The 16018-nt window shown below is 53.5% G+C and carries 17 protein-coding genes; 12 read left to right on the forward strand and 5 right to left on the reverse strand.

Annotation, left to right across the window (positions count from 1 at the left end):
• The first annotated feature begins 119 nt into the window (after positions 1–119).
• On the forward strand, positions 120–245 hold the full coding sequence (locus ETC02_RS00250; protein WP_050368465.1) for a GapA-binding peptide SR1P: 126 nt from the start codon (positions 120–122) through the stop codon (positions 243–245).
• A 111-nt stretch (positions 246–356) separates the two neighbouring features.
• On the opposite strand, the gene ETC02_RS00255 is transcribed toward ETC02_RS00250, so the two are convergent.
• The gene (locus tag ETC02_RS00255) at positions 357–1829 is read right to left on the reverse strand and encodes an aminotransferase class I/II-fold pyridoxal phosphate-dependent enzyme (protein ID WP_050368466.1); all 1473 of its coding nucleotides are present in this window, start codon (positions 1827–1829) and stop codon (positions 357–359) included.
• A gap of 157 nt (positions 1830–1986) precedes the next feature.
• On the opposite strand from ETC02_RS00255, the gene ETC02_RS00260 reads away from it, so the two are divergent.
• The 4 genes from ETC02_RS00260 (at position 1987) to ETC02_RS00275 (ending at position 4466) form a co-directional block, all read left to right on the forward strand.
• Positions 1987–2946 (forward strand): NAD(P)H-dependent flavin oxidoreductase, encoded by a 960-nt coding sequence (locus ETC02_RS00260; protein WP_033008497.1) that lies wholly within the window; start codon positions 1987–1989, stop codon positions 2944–2946.
• A gap of 16 nt (positions 2947–2962) precedes the next feature.
• The gene (locus ETC02_RS00265; RefSeq protein WP_047818080.1) at positions 2963–3271 is read left to right on the forward strand and encodes a UPF0223 family protein; all 309 of its coding nucleotides are present in this window, start codon (positions 2963–2965) and stop codon (positions 3269–3271) included.
• 84 nt (positions 3272–3355) lie between these two features.
• Positions 3356–3571, forward strand: a complete 216-nt coding sequence (locus tag ETC02_RS00270) for a hypothetical protein (protein ID WP_171697956.1) — start codon at positions 3356–3358, stop codon at positions 3569–3571.
• A 100-nt stretch (positions 3572–3671) separates the two neighbouring features.
• Positions 3672–4466: an inositol monophosphatase family protein gene (locus ETC02_RS00275; RefSeq protein WP_044741483.1), complete on the forward strand. Its 795-nt coding sequence runs from the start codon at positions 3672–3674 to the stop codon at positions 4464–4466.
• A 72-nt stretch (positions 4467–4538) separates the two neighbouring features.
• Here the strand turns inward: ETC02_RS00275 and ETC02_RS00280 are convergent, their stop codons facing one another.
• Entirely contained in the window at positions 4539–4712 is a 174-nt protein-coding gene (locus tag ETC02_RS00280; protein ID WP_158236218.1) for a DUF5325 family protein, read from the reverse strand.
• A 271-nt stretch (positions 4713–4983) separates the two neighbouring features.
• Between ETC02_RS00280 and typA the strand changes: the two genes are divergently transcribed.
• From typA to ETC02_RS00295, 3 genes are all read left to right on the forward strand, one after another.
• Positions 4984–6828: a translational GTPase TypA gene (gene typA, locus ETC02_RS00285; RefSeq protein WP_033008501.1), complete on the forward strand. Its 1845-nt coding sequence runs from the start codon at positions 4984–4986 to the stop codon at positions 6826–6828.
• Positions 6829–6963: 135 nt separating this feature from the next.
• Positions 6964–7272, forward strand: a complete 309-nt coding sequence (locus ETC02_RS00290) for a YlaH-like family protein (protein ID WP_033008502.1) — start codon at positions 6964–6966, stop codon at positions 7270–7272.
• Positions 7269–7553, forward strand: a complete 285-nt coding sequence (locus ETC02_RS00295) for a hypothetical protein (protein ID WP_033008503.1) — start codon at positions 7269–7271, stop codon at positions 7551–7553. Before ETC02_RS00290 ends, ETC02_RS00295 begins: the two co-directional genes overlap by 4 nt.
• A 57-nt stretch (positions 7554–7610) precedes the next feature.
• On the opposite strand, the gene ETC02_RS00300 is transcribed toward ETC02_RS00295, so the two are convergent.
• A complete protein-coding gene (locus ETC02_RS00300) occupies positions 7611–7811 on the reverse strand; it encodes a YlaI family protein (RefSeq protein WP_033008504.1) in 201 nt (66 codons plus the stop codon).
• A 215-nt stretch (positions 7812–8026) separates the two neighbouring features.
• A complete protein-coding gene (locus ETC02_RS00305; RefSeq protein WP_033016198.1) occupies positions 8027–8623 on the reverse strand; it encodes a YhcN/YlaJ family sporulation lipoprotein in 597 nt (198 codons plus the stop codon).
• A 134-nt stretch (positions 8624–8757) separates the two neighbouring features.
• On the opposite strand from ETC02_RS00305, the gene ETC02_RS00310 reads away from it, so the two are divergent.
• Positions 8758–10089, forward strand: coding sequence for a PhoH family protein (locus ETC02_RS00310; RefSeq protein ID WP_063211136.1), 1332 nt, complete (start codon positions 8758–8760; stop codon positions 10087–10089).
• Positions 10090–10207: 118 nt separating this feature from the next.
• Here ETC02_RS00310 and ETC02_RS00315 read toward each other — a convergent pair whose 3' ends face one another.
• A complete protein-coding gene (locus ETC02_RS00315) occupies positions 10208–10714 on the reverse strand; it encodes a hypothetical protein (RefSeq protein ID WP_050368468.1) in 507 nt (168 codons plus the stop codon).
• Between the two features lie 164 nt (positions 10715–10878).
• On the opposite strand from ETC02_RS00315, the gene ETC02_RS00320 reads away from it, so the two are divergent.
• The 3 genes from ETC02_RS00320 (at position 10879) to pyc (ending at position 16001) form a co-directional block, all read left to right on the forward strand.
• Positions 10879–11166, forward strand: coding sequence for an Fpa/YlaN family protein (locus ETC02_RS00320; protein ID WP_033008511.1), 288 nt, complete (start codon positions 10879–10881; stop codon positions 11164–11166).
• A 121-nt stretch (positions 11167–11287) separates the two neighbouring features.
• Positions 11288–12499, forward strand: a complete 1212-nt coding sequence (locus ETC02_RS00325; protein WP_050368469.1) for an FtsW/RodA/SpoVE family cell cycle protein — start codon at positions 11288–11290, stop codon at positions 12497–12499.
• Positions 12500–12557: 58 nt separating this feature from the next.
• Positions 12558–16001 (forward strand): pyruvate carboxylase, encoded by a 3444-nt coding sequence (gene pyc, locus ETC02_RS00330; protein ID WP_050368470.1) that lies wholly within the window; start codon positions 12558–12560, stop codon positions 15999–16001.
• Positions 16002–16018: the final 17 nt, after the last annotated feature.

A 16018-nucleotide genomic window follows, 5' to 3' on the forward strand; every position in this document is an offset into this window, starting at 1 on the left:
GTGAAAAAGTTTGGTGTCATAATCCGAAATGTGACATACAAATTGGGATTGACAATCCAAATATGATATATTATTATAAAACCAACAACAACATTTATCATCATAAAGGGGTTTTGGGGATGGGCACGATCGTATGCCAAACGTGTGAAGTGACAATTGCGTATTTTGAAGATGAAAAAGTGACAACGCTTTACGGGAAATGCGATTGCTGCGGTCATGACCGCGAGGACGGAGAAAAAGAATAAGGCGGGCAAACAAACGGGGGAAGGAACGGATAGGCGCGCATGTGGGGCAAAGCACATGCGCGCCGTTGATTTTGGCCTAAAAAAACAAGCCGGGAAAACCGGCTTGTGCATTCAACGAATCGGCTTATATTCTTTGATGACGCGCAACGTCTGCAGCGTATCGTCCTCAGGGCCTTGCACCGGCAGGCCGGCGGCCAAGTTTGTCTCGATATACTTCAAATTTTCCTCCGTAATGATTTCACCGGGAATAAAAATCGGGATGCCCGGCGGATACACCATCACAAATTCCGCGATGATCCGTCCGGCTGACTCGTGAAATGGCACGACTTCTGTTTCTGCATAAAAGGCGTCGCGCGGCGTCAAGGCTAAGGCCGGGATATCCGGAAGCAGCACTTTCGGTTTGACTCCTTTTTCCGCCTGATGGCTGAACTCGTCCGACAGGCGGCGGAGGGCCGAAACGAGCAGCCCGGCTTCCCGCTCGCTGTCGCCTGGCGTGATGATGCACAAAATGTTATACAAATCCGAAAGCTCCACTTCGATGTTATACGTTTCGCGGAGCCATTGTTCGACATCATGGCCGGTCAAGCCGAGCTCCTTGACGGAGATGATCAGCTTCGTTGGATCGTAGTCGTACGTCGCTTCCGTGCCTAAAATTTCTTCACCGACGCAGTACAAATATGGAATTTCGTTGATTTGCCGCCGTGTCCATTCCGCGAGGCGGATCGCCTTGTCAATGAGCTCCCGCCCTTTCGTCGCCAGCTGTTTGCGGGCGACATCGAGCGAAGCGAGCAACAAATACGACGTCGACGTCGTCGTCAACATGCTTAAGATCGCTTGCACGTGCTTCGCGGAGACGAGCCCTTCGCGCACATTTAAAATCGAGCTTTGCGTCAGCGATCCGCCGAGCTTATGGACGCTTGTCGCCGCCATATCGGCCCCGGCTTGCATCGCGGAGAGCGGCAAGTCCTCATGAAAATGAATGTGCACGCCGTGCGCTTCGTCGACAAGCACCGGAACGTTGTACGAGTGGGCGATCTCGACGATTTTTTTCAAATCACCGGCAATGCCAAAATACGTCGGGTTGATGACGAGCACCCCTTTGGCATCCGGGTGTTGGTGGAGCGCTTTTTCCACTGCCTGTGGCGTAATGCCGTGGGAAATACCGAGCTCCTTGTCAATTTCTGGATGGATGAAAATCGGCGTCGCCCCAGAAAAGACGATTGCAGACATGACCGATTTATGGACGTTGCGCGGCACAATAATTTTATCGCCCGGTCCGGCGACCGACATGACCATCGTCATGATCGCCCCGCTCGTCCCTTGCACCGAGAAAAACGTGTAATCGGCGCCGAACGCTTCGGCGGCGAGCTCCTGTGCACGTTTGATCATCCCTTTCGGATGATGCAAATCGTCGAGCGGACTGATGTTGATTAAATCGATCGCCAAGGCGTTTTCTCCAATGAAGGCGCGAAACTCCGGATCCATGCCGGCCCCTTTTTTATGGCCGGGGATGTGAAATTGAACCGGATTTTTTTTCATATGCTCCAACAGTCCGGTAAACAATGGTGTTTCGAGTTGTGACAATGGTTCCCCACACCTCTTTACCTTAAAAATAAAACAAATGCATTATAGCATTTATTTGTTTGTTTGCAAAGAAGAAAAGAATGTTGCACCAAAAAAGGAGAATGGCGATCAAAACAAGAAGTAAAAGAAGGATAACATCAAAAGGGGGAATGGACCGATGGAATGGAACACGAGAGTGACCGAGTTGCTCGGTATTACATATCCAATCATTCAAGGGGGGCTTGCCTACTTGGCGTACGCCGACTTGGCCGCCGCCGTCTCCAACGCCGGCGGGCTCGGCCAAATTACGGCGATGTCGCTTGAAAGCCCGGAGCGCTTGCGCGAGGAAATCCGCAAAGTGAAAGAAAAGACGGACCGGCCGTTTGGAGTTAATTTTGCCATCGGCCAGCACGGCCGCCCGTTCGCTCATATGCTTGAGGCGGCGCTTGATGAGGGCGTGCCGGTCGTCTCGGTCACAGGCGGCAATCCGGCGCCGTTTTTTGAACTGCTGAAAGGAACGAACGTCAAAACATTAGTGCTTGTCGCAGCTGTTCGCCAAGCGGTCAAAGCGGAAGAGCTTGGCGCCGATGCGGTGATGGTCGTCGGGCAGGAAGGGGGCGGCCACCTTGGCAAATATGACACCGGCACGTTCGTCCTCATCCCGAAAGTCGTTGATTCCGTATCGATTCCGGTCATCGCTTCGGGCGGGATCGCCGACGGGCGCGGGCTTATGGCGGCGCTGGCGCTTGGAGCGGAAGGAATTGAAATGGGCACGCGGTTTATCGCCACGAAAGAATGCGTTCACGCCCATCCGATATACAAAGACATGATCGTGAACGCCAGTGAGCATGACACAGTGGTCATCAAACGGTCGCTCGGAGCGCCGGGGCGGGCAATTGCCAACAAGTGGACAGAAAAAATATTGGAAATTGAGCGCCAAGGCGGCACGTATGACGATTTGAAAGAATACATTAGCGGAGAGGCGAATCGGCGCTTTATTTACGAAGGGAAGGTGGATGAAGGGTTCGCTTGGGCCGGACAGGCGATTGGGCTCATTCACGACATTCCGTCGGTCGCTGAACTGTTTGCCCGCATGATCGGCGAGGCGGAACAAATTCGGCGCCGTTGGGCAAACTAACGGCGGAGGTGAAACAATGGGCTATTCGTACCCGTTTTCGTATGATTGGTCGACGCAAGAAATCATTGATGTCATTAAATTTTTTACGGCGGTCGAAACGGCGTATGAGCGGGGGATGAAACGCGAAGAATTAATGGAGATATACCGCCGTTTCAAAGAGATCGTCCCGTCCAAAAGTGAGGAAAACCGGTTGTACGCCGAGTTTGAAAAGGAAAGCGGCTATTCATCGTACGCGGTCATCAAGCAGATGAAAGAGGCAAAAAACGGTGACTGGATTCACATCGGGCCAAGCGGGCGAAACGCGGTAGGTAAACGCACAAATTAGTTGCATACACCCCTTTTTCCACATAATATAATATAAAACAAAACGAAGCAGCACATTCCGTGAGGGGCGCCGGAAGTTTAGCGGATGATCGAGAAAGGGGTGCGGACGAAGATGAAAAAAACCGCCAATTCGCTGAAACGGCCAGACGGAGACAAACGCATGGCGGTGTTGCGGCTCGAACTTGATTATGAATTGGCGACGCTGTATGAAGCCATGATGGAAAACGATGAAGAAAAGAAAAGAGAATGCAAACGGCGGCTTGAAAAGCTGCGCCAAGAACTGATGCGCCTTCAAGTATGACCATTTTTAAGGCGAACCATCTTTGCGGTTCGTTTTTTTCATGAGCGGTGCCCACCCCTTTCCGGCTGCTGCGTACATAATGAAAGCGGGAGGAATAGACATGGCAGGAAAATGGGAAGAGATCGACCAGTATGCCCGGCAATGGATTGCAGAAGCGGGACAGCGCATCCGCGCCTCGTTTGCGGAGCCGCTGACTGTGGAAACGAAGGAAAACCGCAACGACTTGGTGACGAACGTCGACCGCGGCATTGAGCAGTTTTTCGCCGAGCACATCCGCCGCCAATTTCCCGGCCATCGCCTGTTGGGCGAAGAAGGGTTCGGCGATGAGCTGGCCGCATTGGACGGCGTTGTATGGGTCATTGACCCGATTGACGGAACGATGAACTTTGTCCATCAGCGGCGCCACTTTGCCGTGTCGGTCGGCATTTTCGAAGATGGCGTCGGCCAGCTTGGCTATGTGTATGACGTTGTCTTTGACGAGCTGTATACCGCGCAAAAAGGGAAGGGGCTGTTTTTGAACGGCGAGCCGCTCGGCCGCTTGCAGCCGGCACCGGTGGCGGAATCGATCATCGCCATTAATGGCACATGGCTCATGGAAAATAAACGTCTCGACCATCGTCCACTCGTGAGGCTGGCCAAAGATGCGCGCGGCACGCGTTCGTACGGGTCGGCGGCGCTCGAGCTCGCCTATGTCGCAGCCGGCCGCTTGGACGCCTACATTTCGCCGCGCCTGTCGCCGTGGGATTTTGCCGGCGGGATGATTTTAATTGAAGAGGCGGGCGGAATCATGACGAACCTCGACGGAAAGCCGATCGATCTGCTCAACCGCAGCTCTGTGCTTGCCGCCAAGCCGGGCGTGCATGAGGAAATTTTGCAGCGCTACCTTCGGGGCTGACGAGAAGGAGGCTGCGGCAAGAAAAGGGGCTGATCCAAAATGCGAGTGCGTTTTCGGATCAGTCCCGTTTTTTTATTCGCGCATCCGCTTTTTGCGAACGAACCCGGCGCCCATGATGGCGATAAACGTGAGCGTCGAGACGGCGATGCCGGTTGCGCTTTGCTCAGCGATGAAAACGCCGATCGCCATGACGGCGGCGACAGCGAGGATGGCGAGTAGCAGCGGCACAGGTTCGATGCGTTTCATCCGCTTGACTCCTTTCTCGGAAAATGAGGCGTCTTTTTCTAGTGTACCGGAAAATACGGCTCTTCACCAAACGTTATACTTGATTTTTTTGAAACATCCCTTATTGGCGCCTGTGAGGAAAAATTGCCAAATGAGCGATTTTGGCCTATCGTTCTGCAGCAAACCGCATGGCTTGTCAAGTACATGTTGTGGTGAAGAGACGAAAATATGCTGATTTTCTATGTTTTGTGATATAATAGACGAGCAGCTTGTCTAACAGGAGTGACCAACATTGACCAAGAAACGAATGGATCTTCGCAATATTGCGATTATCGCCCACGTCGACCATGGAAAAACGACGCTCGTCGACCAACTGCTCCGGCAGTCGGGGACATTCCGCGAAAACGAACAAGTCGAGGAGCGGGCGCTTGATCGCAACGATTTGGAGCGTGAGCGCGGCATTACGATTTTAGCCAAAAATACTGCTGTGTTGTATAAAGGGACGCGCATCAACATTTTGGATACACCGGGGCACGCCGATTTCGGCGGGGAAGTGGAGCGGATCATGCGCCTTGTTGACGGCGTCTTGCTTGTCGTCGATGCGTACGAAGGCTGTATGCCGCAAACGCGGTTTGTGCTCAAAAAAGCGCTTGAGCAGCAGCTTGTGCCGATTGTCGTCGTCAACAAAATCGACCGCGAGTTTGCCCGTCCGGCGGAAGTCGTCGATGAAGTGATCGACTTGTTTATTGAACTCGGCGCTTCGGAGGAGCAGCTTGAGTTTCCGGTCGTGTACACATCGGCGCTGCGCGGAACATCAAGCCTTGACCCGGACCGGCAAGGCGGGGACATGACCGCCTTGTTTGAGACGATCATCGAGCATATTCCGGCGCCGGCGGACAATCGCGATGAACCGTTGCAATTCCAGGTGGCCCTGCTCGATTATAACGAATACGTGGGCCGCATCGGCATCGGGCGCATTTTCCGCGGCACGATGAAAACCGGCCAGCAAGTCGCCTTATTGAAGCGCGACGGCACCGTGAGACAGTTCCGCGTCACAAAGTTGTTCGGCTTTATTGGCTTAAAGCGGATCGAGATTGAAGAAGCCCACGCCGGCGACATCGTGGCTGTTGCGGGAATGGAAGACATTAACGTCGGCGAGACCGTTTGTCCGCCGGACCGCCAGGAACCGTTGCCGCCGCTTCATATTGATGAGCCGACGCTGAAAATGACCTTTCTTGTCAACAACAGCCCGTTTGCCGGGCGCGAAGGCAAATATGTGACGGCACGGAAGTTGGAAGAGCGGCTGCTCACCCAGCTTGAGACCGATGTCAGCCTGCGCGTCGAGCCGACCGATTCGCCGGATGCATGGATCGTTTCCGGACGCGGCGAGCTTCATTTAGCCATTCTAATTGAAAGCATGCGCCGAGAAGGGTATGAACTGCAAGTATCGAAGCCGGAAGTCATTGTCAAAGAGATCGATGGCGTTTTGTGCGAACCGATTGAACGAGTCGTGATCGACGTTCCGGAAGAGTATACCGGCGCCGTTATGGAATCGCTTGGCAGCCGCAAAGGCGAACTCGCCGATATGGTGCATGGAGACAACGGACAAGTGCGCCTCGTCTTTCTTGTGCCGTCGCGCGGGTTGATCGGCTATCGAAGCGAATTTATGTCGCTGACGCGTGGGTATGGCATTTTAAACCATTCATTTGACCATTACGCTCCCATGCAGGCTGGCGCGATCGGAGGCCGCCGCCAAGGGGTGCTCGTCTCGATGGAAACCGGCAAGGCGACAGCGTACAGCATTATGCAGCTTGAGGACCGCGGCACGATTTTTGTCGAGCCGGGCACAGAAGTGTACGAAGGAATGATCGTCGGCGAGCACAACCGGGAAAACGACCTTGTCGTCAACATTTGCCGCGAGAAGCATGTTACGAATGTGCGCTCATCGACGAAAGAGCAGACGGTGACGATGAAAAAGCCGCGCCTGCTGACGTTGGAAGAGGCGCTTGAGTATTTGAACGACGATGAATATTGCGAAGTGACGCCGGTTTCCATTCGTTTGCGCAAAAAAATCTTAAGCAAAAGCGAGCGCGAAAAAGCGGAGAAGAGAAAGAAAGCGGCGCAACAGGCAAAATAGAAGCGGCATGCCTTTGGCTAACCGGGAAAGCCCTGGATGCGCCGGCGTGTGCATGCTTCTGCCGCGCGGCGCTTGAGAGGAAACAAAACAGGGCTACGTTTTGGCGGGCCATTCGGGTGAACGGGAGGGAACAGTATGAACGTGCTGGAACGGCTGACGTTTTTCGCCTCGCTTTATGACGTTGACGGCAATCCCGAGCGCGGCATGTGGCTGCTGTACGCCACGGTTTTGCTGCTGGCGGCGCTTGTTTACCGTCTCGGTTTTGCCCGCCGGCTGCCGCTGTTGAAAAGCGCCGTCATTTACGTCTTGCTGGCGCTCGGCTGCACGGTGTTAACGTTTTTCGCTGTTTTTTTGCCTGTGGCGGAAGGATTGGCGGTCGCCGCGCTCGTATTGCTCATTTATAAAATCCGCCTCAGGCAGGCGAAAGAGGGAGAAAAGCCATGAAATCGGTGCAAGACGCTCTTTACAACTGGCTGACAATCGAAATTGTCGCCGCCGCTCGCCCGCACGATGAGGCGGCGCGCGACACGGCGTCGTTTTTTCTGGCTATCTTGGAAAACAACTTCGGCGTGACGGCGGTGAAGGCCGCCAAAGACGAAGCGAGCGGGCGGTACGTTGTTGAATATAGGTGCGGCGGGGAAACAAAGACGGCTCATTTCCCTGTGGAGCTGGCGGAAGCGATATGGCGGCAGATCGAAGCCGAGCCTGAGAAGTACGGATCATAAAGAAAAAGAAGCAAAACCGGCACTGGAAAGCGGCCGCTTCTCAGTGCCGGTTTTTGGTTACCAATCGTCATCGGTGCGGTTGCCGCGATAGAAGCGGAATTTTCCTGTCGCCAGCCGCATCCGTGTTTTTTCCGCAATGCGGTCATGACATTGACGGCACATGTACGTATGGATCGGACGGTTGCGAAGCCGTTTGGCGAGCGGCGATTCATCGTCGATCGTGTCAATTTGTTCGCAAAGCACGCATTTGATTCTCATGGTTCACCTCAACAACTATATCAATGCACGTTGAAGCTTTAACGTTTTTTATTTTTCGACTGGCGGGCGGCCGAACAACACCGCCTTCCAGACAAATTGATTTGTCCGGAAGGCGGCTCGTTGTTCGGTTCTCTGTCACGCTAAAGCTTCTCCGGCTGTCATTAAGATCGAAAATGCCCCTCCCGATCCATTATACCACAGCGCAGCAGAATCGTTTAGCGGTTTAAGTGGTGGTTGGACTGCTTTTCTTGATGTTCGTTCAACTGCCGTTCCTCTTGGTTGTTCAACTGCCCGTCGTTTTCTTCGGTCGGATTTGGCGTCGTTTCAAACAGGTCGCTTGGCACTTCCGGCATCACCCGTCCAACGATGTCGGCGATTTCGTTCATGAATGCCTGCACAGGCCTCCCCTCATCAATTTGCCGGCCGATGTTGCGCACGCGCGTGTAAAGGTCCGGATCGGCGATAATAATTGCGTTGGCGCCGTACGGGTCTTTTTGCAGCGCTTCTGCAACGGAATATTTGATCGTGCCGACGCGTGAGGCGTCGACATTGGCGCCGACGTCAATGCCGACGATGGCGTACTTGCCCACAACGATCGCGGTAGCATCGTGAACGTTCGGCACACGGTTCGCGATCTCCGCAATCCGGCGGGCGATCTCCTGGCCCGATTTATTTTCTACCTGCTCATCAACCGTATTTCTGACGCGCACAAGCGAACGGTCCCCATCGTTTGCTTCATTGCTGTTTCCAACATTGCATCCGCCTAAAAGAAGAAGGGAGAAGGCGGCCAGCCATCCGAGTGTTTTCTTCATCTTTGTCCACCTCTGCTTTTTTGACTTTATTTTGCAAAAATCCTTCTATCTTTATACATTTTTTCATATGCTATACCACAGCCATTCCCATCCGGTATACAAGGCGGAAAACGGACGCTAGGGGGAAGCGGAATTTGGGAAAGAAAATCTATGTGCTTGATACAAACGTCCTCTTGCAAGACCCGTATTCAATTTTTTCGTTCGAGGACAACGAGGTCGTCATTCCGGCTGTCGTCCTGGAGGAAGTGGATTCGAAAAAGCGGTATATGGATGAGGTCGGGAGAAACGCCCGCCAGGTGTCGAAGCTGATCGACCGCCTGCGCGAGAACGGCAAGCTGCACGAGAAAATTCCGCTTGAAAACGGAGGGGTGCTGCGCATTGAACTGAACCACCGTTCATTCCATCAGCTTCAGGAAATTTTTGTCGAAAAAACGAACGACAACCGCATTTTGGCGGTGGCGAAAAACTTATCGCTTGAGGAACAAGCGAAAGAGGACGGACGTTCGGTCATTTTGGTGAGCAAAGATGCGCTCGTGCGCGTGAAAGCGGATGCCATCGGGCTGCAGGCCGAAGACTTCTTAAGCGACCGCGTCGTTGACGTCGACCATATTTACACCGGGTTTTTGGAACTGTACATAGGGAGGGATCACCTGCAACGGTTTTATGATAAAGGGGAGCTCGTGTTGGCCGATATCGCTGATCACCCGTTTTACCCGAATCAGTTTATTATTATGAAAGACGCATTCGGCAGTTCCGCTTCGGCGATTGGCATCGTCGACCAAAACGGCAAAAAGGTGAAGAAGCTGATTTTTCATCATGAGCATATATGGGGCATTCGCCCGCGCAACGTGCAGCAAACGATGGCGTTTGAGCTACTTATGCGCGACGATATTCCGCTCGTGACGTTAATCGGCAAGGCTGGAACCGGGAAAACGCTGCTCGCGCTTGCTGCCGGGCTCATGCAGACTGAAGACTTACGCATGTACAAAAAGCTGCTTGTCGCGCGCCCGATCGTGCCGATGGGGAAAGACCTCGGCTTTTTGCCCGGGGAAAAGGAAGAAAAGCTGCGCCCGTGGATGCAGCCGATTTTTGACAACCTTGAGTATTTGTTCAACACGAAAAAGCCGGGGGAATTGGACGCCATTTTAGCCGGCATGAGCTCGATTGAAGTCGAGGCGCTCACCTACATTCGCGGCCGCAGCCTGCCGGAGCAGTTCATCATTATTGATGAGGCGCAAAACTTGACAAAGCATGAAGTGAAGACGATTTTGACGCGCGTCGGCGAAAAAAGCAAAATCATTTTAATGGGCGATCCGGAACAGATCGACCATCCATATTTGGATGAATACAACAACGGCTTGACGTATGTGGTCGAGAAATTCAAAGACCAAACAATCGCCGGTCATATCCGCCTTGTCAAAGGAGAGCGTTCCGAGCTCGCCCAGCTCGCTGCCGACTTGCTTTAGCCCTCGTCTTCCAACCGGCCGCTTGGGAGGCTGCCAATCCTGCGTCACGCGAACGAACAGGAATGGCGGCCCCTCACGGCCGACCGAAAACCGGACGTCCTCTTGACGGAGCGTCTGGTCAGCGGACGATGAGCTGGCGCACATGGGTAATCGGCGCTTCGCGGTTCGAGCCGTCGCCGAAATAAATGTGCACCGGACCGTCATCGCGCAGCGGCTTTCCGTTTTTAGAAAAAGCAAAAATCAAATCGTGTGCTTTGTCGAGCGGGATCACCGTTTCCCCGCTTTCCGTCACGACGACAAGTTCGGAAGCGTCTTCGTGCGGTTCAGCGTTTTGCAAAAACGGAGCAAACGGCATGCCGAACGAACCGGTGATGATTTTCTCCTTCAAAAAACGCCGCTCGGTTTTCAATGTGGGCGGAAAGACGGCCCCCTCCTGAATTTCCCGGTCCCAAAACGCCGACCACTTTTTGATTTCTTCTTCCTCTTGCCCTGCCTCGGCCTGATCCGGTTTCGGATGCGAAAAATACGTGTCCAAATCGACTTTTCGGTCATCGAAAATCCAGACGCCAGGGTCGAGCGTAATCGTAAAGTTGACCTTTCCCGTCAGCATGATAATATCGCTCATCAAGACACCCTCTCCTCTGCATGTTGCCGCTGTTTTTAGTATAATAATAAATAAAGCGTTTGTCATGTTCCAAGCCGGATTGCTGTCAATGGTTTCAACTTGCAAAATGGCTTGTTTCACGTTAAGATTTAAAGAAGGATAGGGGAGAGAACGGAGGGATCGATGTGACGGACGAATCGATGGGCTATCGCGAAAAGGCGTACGCGCTGCTGCAAGCCGATGCGGAAAAAATTATTCAGCTCATCCGCGTGCAAATGGATCATTTGACGATGCCGCAATGTCCGCTCTATGAGGAAGTGTTGGACACGCAAATGTTCGGCTTGTCGCGGGAAATCGACTTTGCGGTGCGCCTCGGGCTTGTGGAGGCCAAAGACGGAAAGGCGCTCCTTGACCGGCTTGAGCGCGAGCTTTCCGCGTTGCATGAAGCAGTGACAAAAAAGCGCGTACGATAACGATACATGGCAACTCAAACGATTGGCCTGCCGTCGTTTGAGTTTTTCTGTTTTTGGGCAGGAAATCGGCGCGCTGCTGCGAATGATTTATGTACATACGTGCAAACAGGGAAGAGGGACGATGGATCGACAATTACGGAAGAAAGTGTTGAAATGTTACGATTATCCGCTCATGGCCGCGGTCATTATGCTGTCGTTGTTCGGCCTGATTATGGTGTACAGCGCGAGCATGGTGACGGCCGTCATCCGTTTTGAGGTGCCGAGCGACTATTTTTATGAGCGGCAAAAGCATTGGCTCATCGCCGCGCTCGCTGCCTTTGCCATGATGGCTATTATTCCGTATAAAGTGTGGCGAAAAGAACGATTCGTGAAATTCGTTTTCTTCGCTTCCCCGCTGATGCTGATCGCGGTTGCGTTCCTTGGCCATACGGCCAACAATGCGACAAGCTGGTTTCGCGTTGGGGCGCTTTCCATCCAGCCGGCGGAGCTGGCCAAGCTCGGCTTGATTTTGTACTTGTCGGCGGCGTTTGCCAACAAGCGGAAACGGCTGGCTGAGCCGGTGAAAAGCAATTTATTCCCCATTTACTATACGCTGTTTATTTGTGCGTTGATCGCCATTCAGCCGGACTTCGGCACGGCGTTTATCGTTTTTGTCATCGCGGTGTGCATCATTCTTTCGTCTGGACTGCGCCTCACGTTGCTTTTCAAGCAACTGCTCTTTTTCGCTTTGATCGCCGTGATGCTGTCGCCGCTTTGGCTTCCGTTCATGGGCAAAAAGATTTTTTCGGGCGAACGGTTGTCGCGCCTTTACAGTTTTTTGGATCCGTTTCAATATGCGGATACGGACGGCTATCAGCTCGTCAATTCGTATTTGGCGATCGGGATCGGCGGGCTGAAAGGGCTTGGGCTCGGAAAAGGCATCCAAAAGTACGGCTATTTGCCAGAGTCGCACACCGACTTTATTATGGCCGTCATTGCCGAAGAGCTCGGTTTGTTCGGCGTCATGTTCACGCTTGGGCTATTGGCGTTTATCGTGCTGCGCGGATTGTGGATCGCCCGCCGCTCGACTGATGCGTTCGGCAGCTTGCTCGCCATCGGCATTTCCGTCATGATCGGCTTCCAGACGTTTATTAACGTCGGCGGAGTCGTCGGGCTCATTCCCATCACCGGGGTGCCGCTGCCGCTCGTCAGCTACGGGGGGACATCGCTCGTCCTGATGATGGCCTCGCTCGGCTTGCTGGTGAACATTTCGATGTTTACGAAGTATGAACAGCGATACAAAAAAAGCGAAAAACAAGCCGTGAACGCGTCAAAAAAAGGTCTGACTTTTTAGAAAGTGTATTTACAAAACGGCAAAACTTTTATAGTTTAATTAGAAAGGAGGAGAGACGATGAGGACAAGACGAATTCACAAAGTGCTTGTAGCCAACCGCGGGGAGATCGCCATTCGCGTCTTCCGCGCCTGCACGGAGCTCGGCATCCGCACTGTAGCCATTTACTCGAAGGAAGATGCCGGTTCGTACCACCGCTATAAGGCGGATGAAGCGTATTTGGTCGGCGAAGGGAAAAAGCCGATTGAAGCGTATTTGGACATCGAGGGCATCATCGAAATCGCCAAAGCTCACGACGTTGATGCCATCCATCCGGGGTACGGGTTTTTGTCGGAAAATATCCAATTTGCGAAACGGTGCCGCGAGGAAGGGATTATTTTCATCGGCCCAAACGAGGATCACCTCGACATGTTTGGCGACAAGGTAAAAGCGCGCCATGCGGCCATGAAAGCGGGCATTCCGGTCATCCCGGGCAGCGACGGACCGGTCGGCGGCCTTGAGGATGTCGTCCGCTTTGCCGAAACGCACGGATATCCGATCATCATCAAGGCGGCGCTGGGCGGCGGCGGACGCGGCATGCGCATCGTCCGTTCCAAGTCTGAAGTGAAAGAAGCGTTTGAACGCGCCAAATCAGAGGCGAAGGCGGCATTTGGCAGCGATGACGTCTATGTCGAAAAGCTAATCGAAAAGCCAAAGCACATTGAAGTGCAAATTTTGGGCGACCATGAAGGAAACATTGTCCATCTTTACGAACGTGACTGCTCGGTGCAGCGCCGCCACCAAAAAGTCGTTGAGGTTGCGCCGAGCGTCTCGCTGTCGGACGAGCTGCGCCAGCGCATTTGTGAAGCGGCGGTCAAACTGATGAAAAGCGTCGGCTACGTCAACGCCGGTACGGTTGAGTTCCTTGTCTCAGGCGATGAATTTTATTTCATTGAGGTCAATCCGCGCATCCAAGTCGAGCATACGATCACCGAAATGATCACGGGGATTGACATCGTCCAGTCGCAAATTTTAATCGCCGACGGCTTTTCACTCCACAGCCCGGAAGTCGGCATTCCAAAGCAGGAAGACATCCGCATTAACGGCTATGCGATTCAGTCGCGGGTGACGACTGAGGACCCGCTCAACAACTTTATGCCGGATACGGGAAAAATTATGGCGTACCGCTCAGGCGGCGGTTTTGGCGTGCGCTTGGACGCCGGCAATGGCTTCCAAGGAGCGGTTATTACGCCGTATTACGATTCGCTGCTCGTGAAAGTGTCGACATGGGCGTTGACGTTTGAGCAGGCGGCCAGAAAAATGCTGCGCAACTTGCGCGAATTCCGCATTCGCGGCATTAAAACGAACATCCCGTTTTTGGAAAATGTCGTGCAGCATCCGAAGTTTTTGTCAGGGGAATATGATACATCGTTCATTGACACAACGCCGGAATTGTTTGTGTTTCCGCGCCGGAAAGACCGCGGGACGAAAATGCTCACCTACATCGGCACGGTGACGGTCAACGGCTTCCCTGGCATCGGCAAAAAGAAAAAGCCGGTGTTTGACAAGCCGCGCGTGCCGAAGGTGAGCCAAACGGAACCGATCCCAGCGGGAACGAAGCAAATTTTGGATGAACGCGGACCTGAAGGGCTTGTTCGCTGGATCCAAGAGCAGCCGCGCGTGCTCTTGACCGATACGACGTTCCGCGACGCCCATCAGTCGCTGTTGGCGACGCGCGTGCGCACGATCGACATGCTGCGCATCGCCGAACCGACGGCGCGCTTGCTGCCGAATTTGTTCTCGCTTGAGATGTGGGGCGGAGCGACGTTTGATGTGGCGTACCGCTTTTTGAAAGAAGATCCGTGGGACCGGCTGCTCAAGCTGCGCGAGCGCATCCCGAACGTGCTGTTCCAGATGCTTCTTCGCTCGGCCAACGCCGTGGGGTATAAAAACTATCCCGACAACGTCATCCGCGAGTTCGTTGAAAAATCGGCGCAAGCCGGCATCGATGTCTTCCGCATTTTTGACAGCTTAAACTGGGTGAAAGGAATGACGGTGGCGATCGATGCCGTCCGGCAAAGTGGTAAAATCGCCGAGGCCGCCATTTGCTACACCGGCGACATTTTGGACCCGAGCCGGCCGAAGTACAATTTGGACTATTACAAGTCGCTCGCCAAAGAGCTCGAGCAAGCCGGAGCGCACATTTTGGGCATTAAAGATATGGCAGGGCTTTTGAAGCCGCAGGCGGCGTACGTGCTCATTTCCGCGCTTAAGGAAACGGTCGATATTCCGATCCATTTGCATACGCACGATACGAGCGGCAACGGCATTTACACGTACGCCAAAGCGATTGAAGCGGGTGTGGACATTGTTGATGTCGCCGTCAGCTCGATGGCCGGCTTGACGTCGCAGCCGAGCGCCAATACGCTCTACTATGCGTTGGAAGGAACAGAGCGGGCGCCGGAAGTTGACATTTATGGCTTGGAGCAGTTGGCCCGCTATTGGGAAGATGTGCGCAAGTTTTATCAGGAGTTTGAAAGCGGCATGAACGCCCCGCATACGGAAGTATACATGCACGAGATGCCGGGCGGCCAATACAGCAATTTGCAGCAGCAAGCGAAAGCGGTCGGCCTCGGCGATCGGTGGGATGAAGTGAAAGAAATGTATCGCCGCGTGAACGACTTGTTCGGCGACATCGTCAAAGTGACGCCATCATCGAAAGTTGTCGGCGACATGGCGCTTTACATGGTGCAAAACAATTTGACGGAGCAAGACATTTTTGAACGCGGCGAAACGCTCAATTTCCCAGACTCGGTCGTGGAGTTTTTCGAAGGCTATTTAGGCCAGCCGCATGGCGGGTTCCCGAAAGAGTTGCAGCGCATTATTTTGAAAGGGCGCGAACCGATCACCGTTCGTCCGGGTGAGCTGCTTGAGCCGGTTGATTTCGAGCAAATCAAGCGGGAGCTGTATGACAAGCTCGGCCGCGAAGTGACCGACTTTGACGCCATTGCCTATGCGCTTTATCCGAAAGTGTTTTTGGAATATGCCGAAACGGTGGAAAAATACGGCGATATTTCCGTGCTCGATACACCGACGTTCCTGTACGGCATGCGCCTCGGCGAGGAAATTGAAGTGGAGATTGAGCGCGGGAAAACGCTCATCGTCAAACTCGTCTCCATCGGCCAGCCGCAGGCCGATGGCACGCGCGTCGTCTACTTCGAGCTGAACGGCCAGCCGCGCGAAGTCATCATCCGCGATGAGAGCATCAAAGCGGCCGTTGCTGAGCGCATCAAGGCCGACCGGACGAATCCGAACCATATTGCGGCGACGATGCCGGGTACGGTTGTGAAAGTGCTTGTCGAAAAAGGGGAGAAAGTGGATAAAGGCGACCATTTGATGGTCACGGAAGCGATGAAAATGGAAACGACGGTGCAGGCGCCGTTTGCTGGCATTGTCAAAGACATTTACGTCAAAAGCGGCGATGCCATTCAGGCGGGCGACTTGCTGATTGAGCTATCCAAATAATGAAAAAGGGATGTCCG

This window comes from Geobacillus sp. DSP4a (assembly GCF_013096875.1).
Taxonomy (GTDB): domain Bacteria; phylum Bacillota; class Bacilli; order Bacillales; family Anoxybacillaceae; genus Geobacillus; species Geobacillus thermophilus.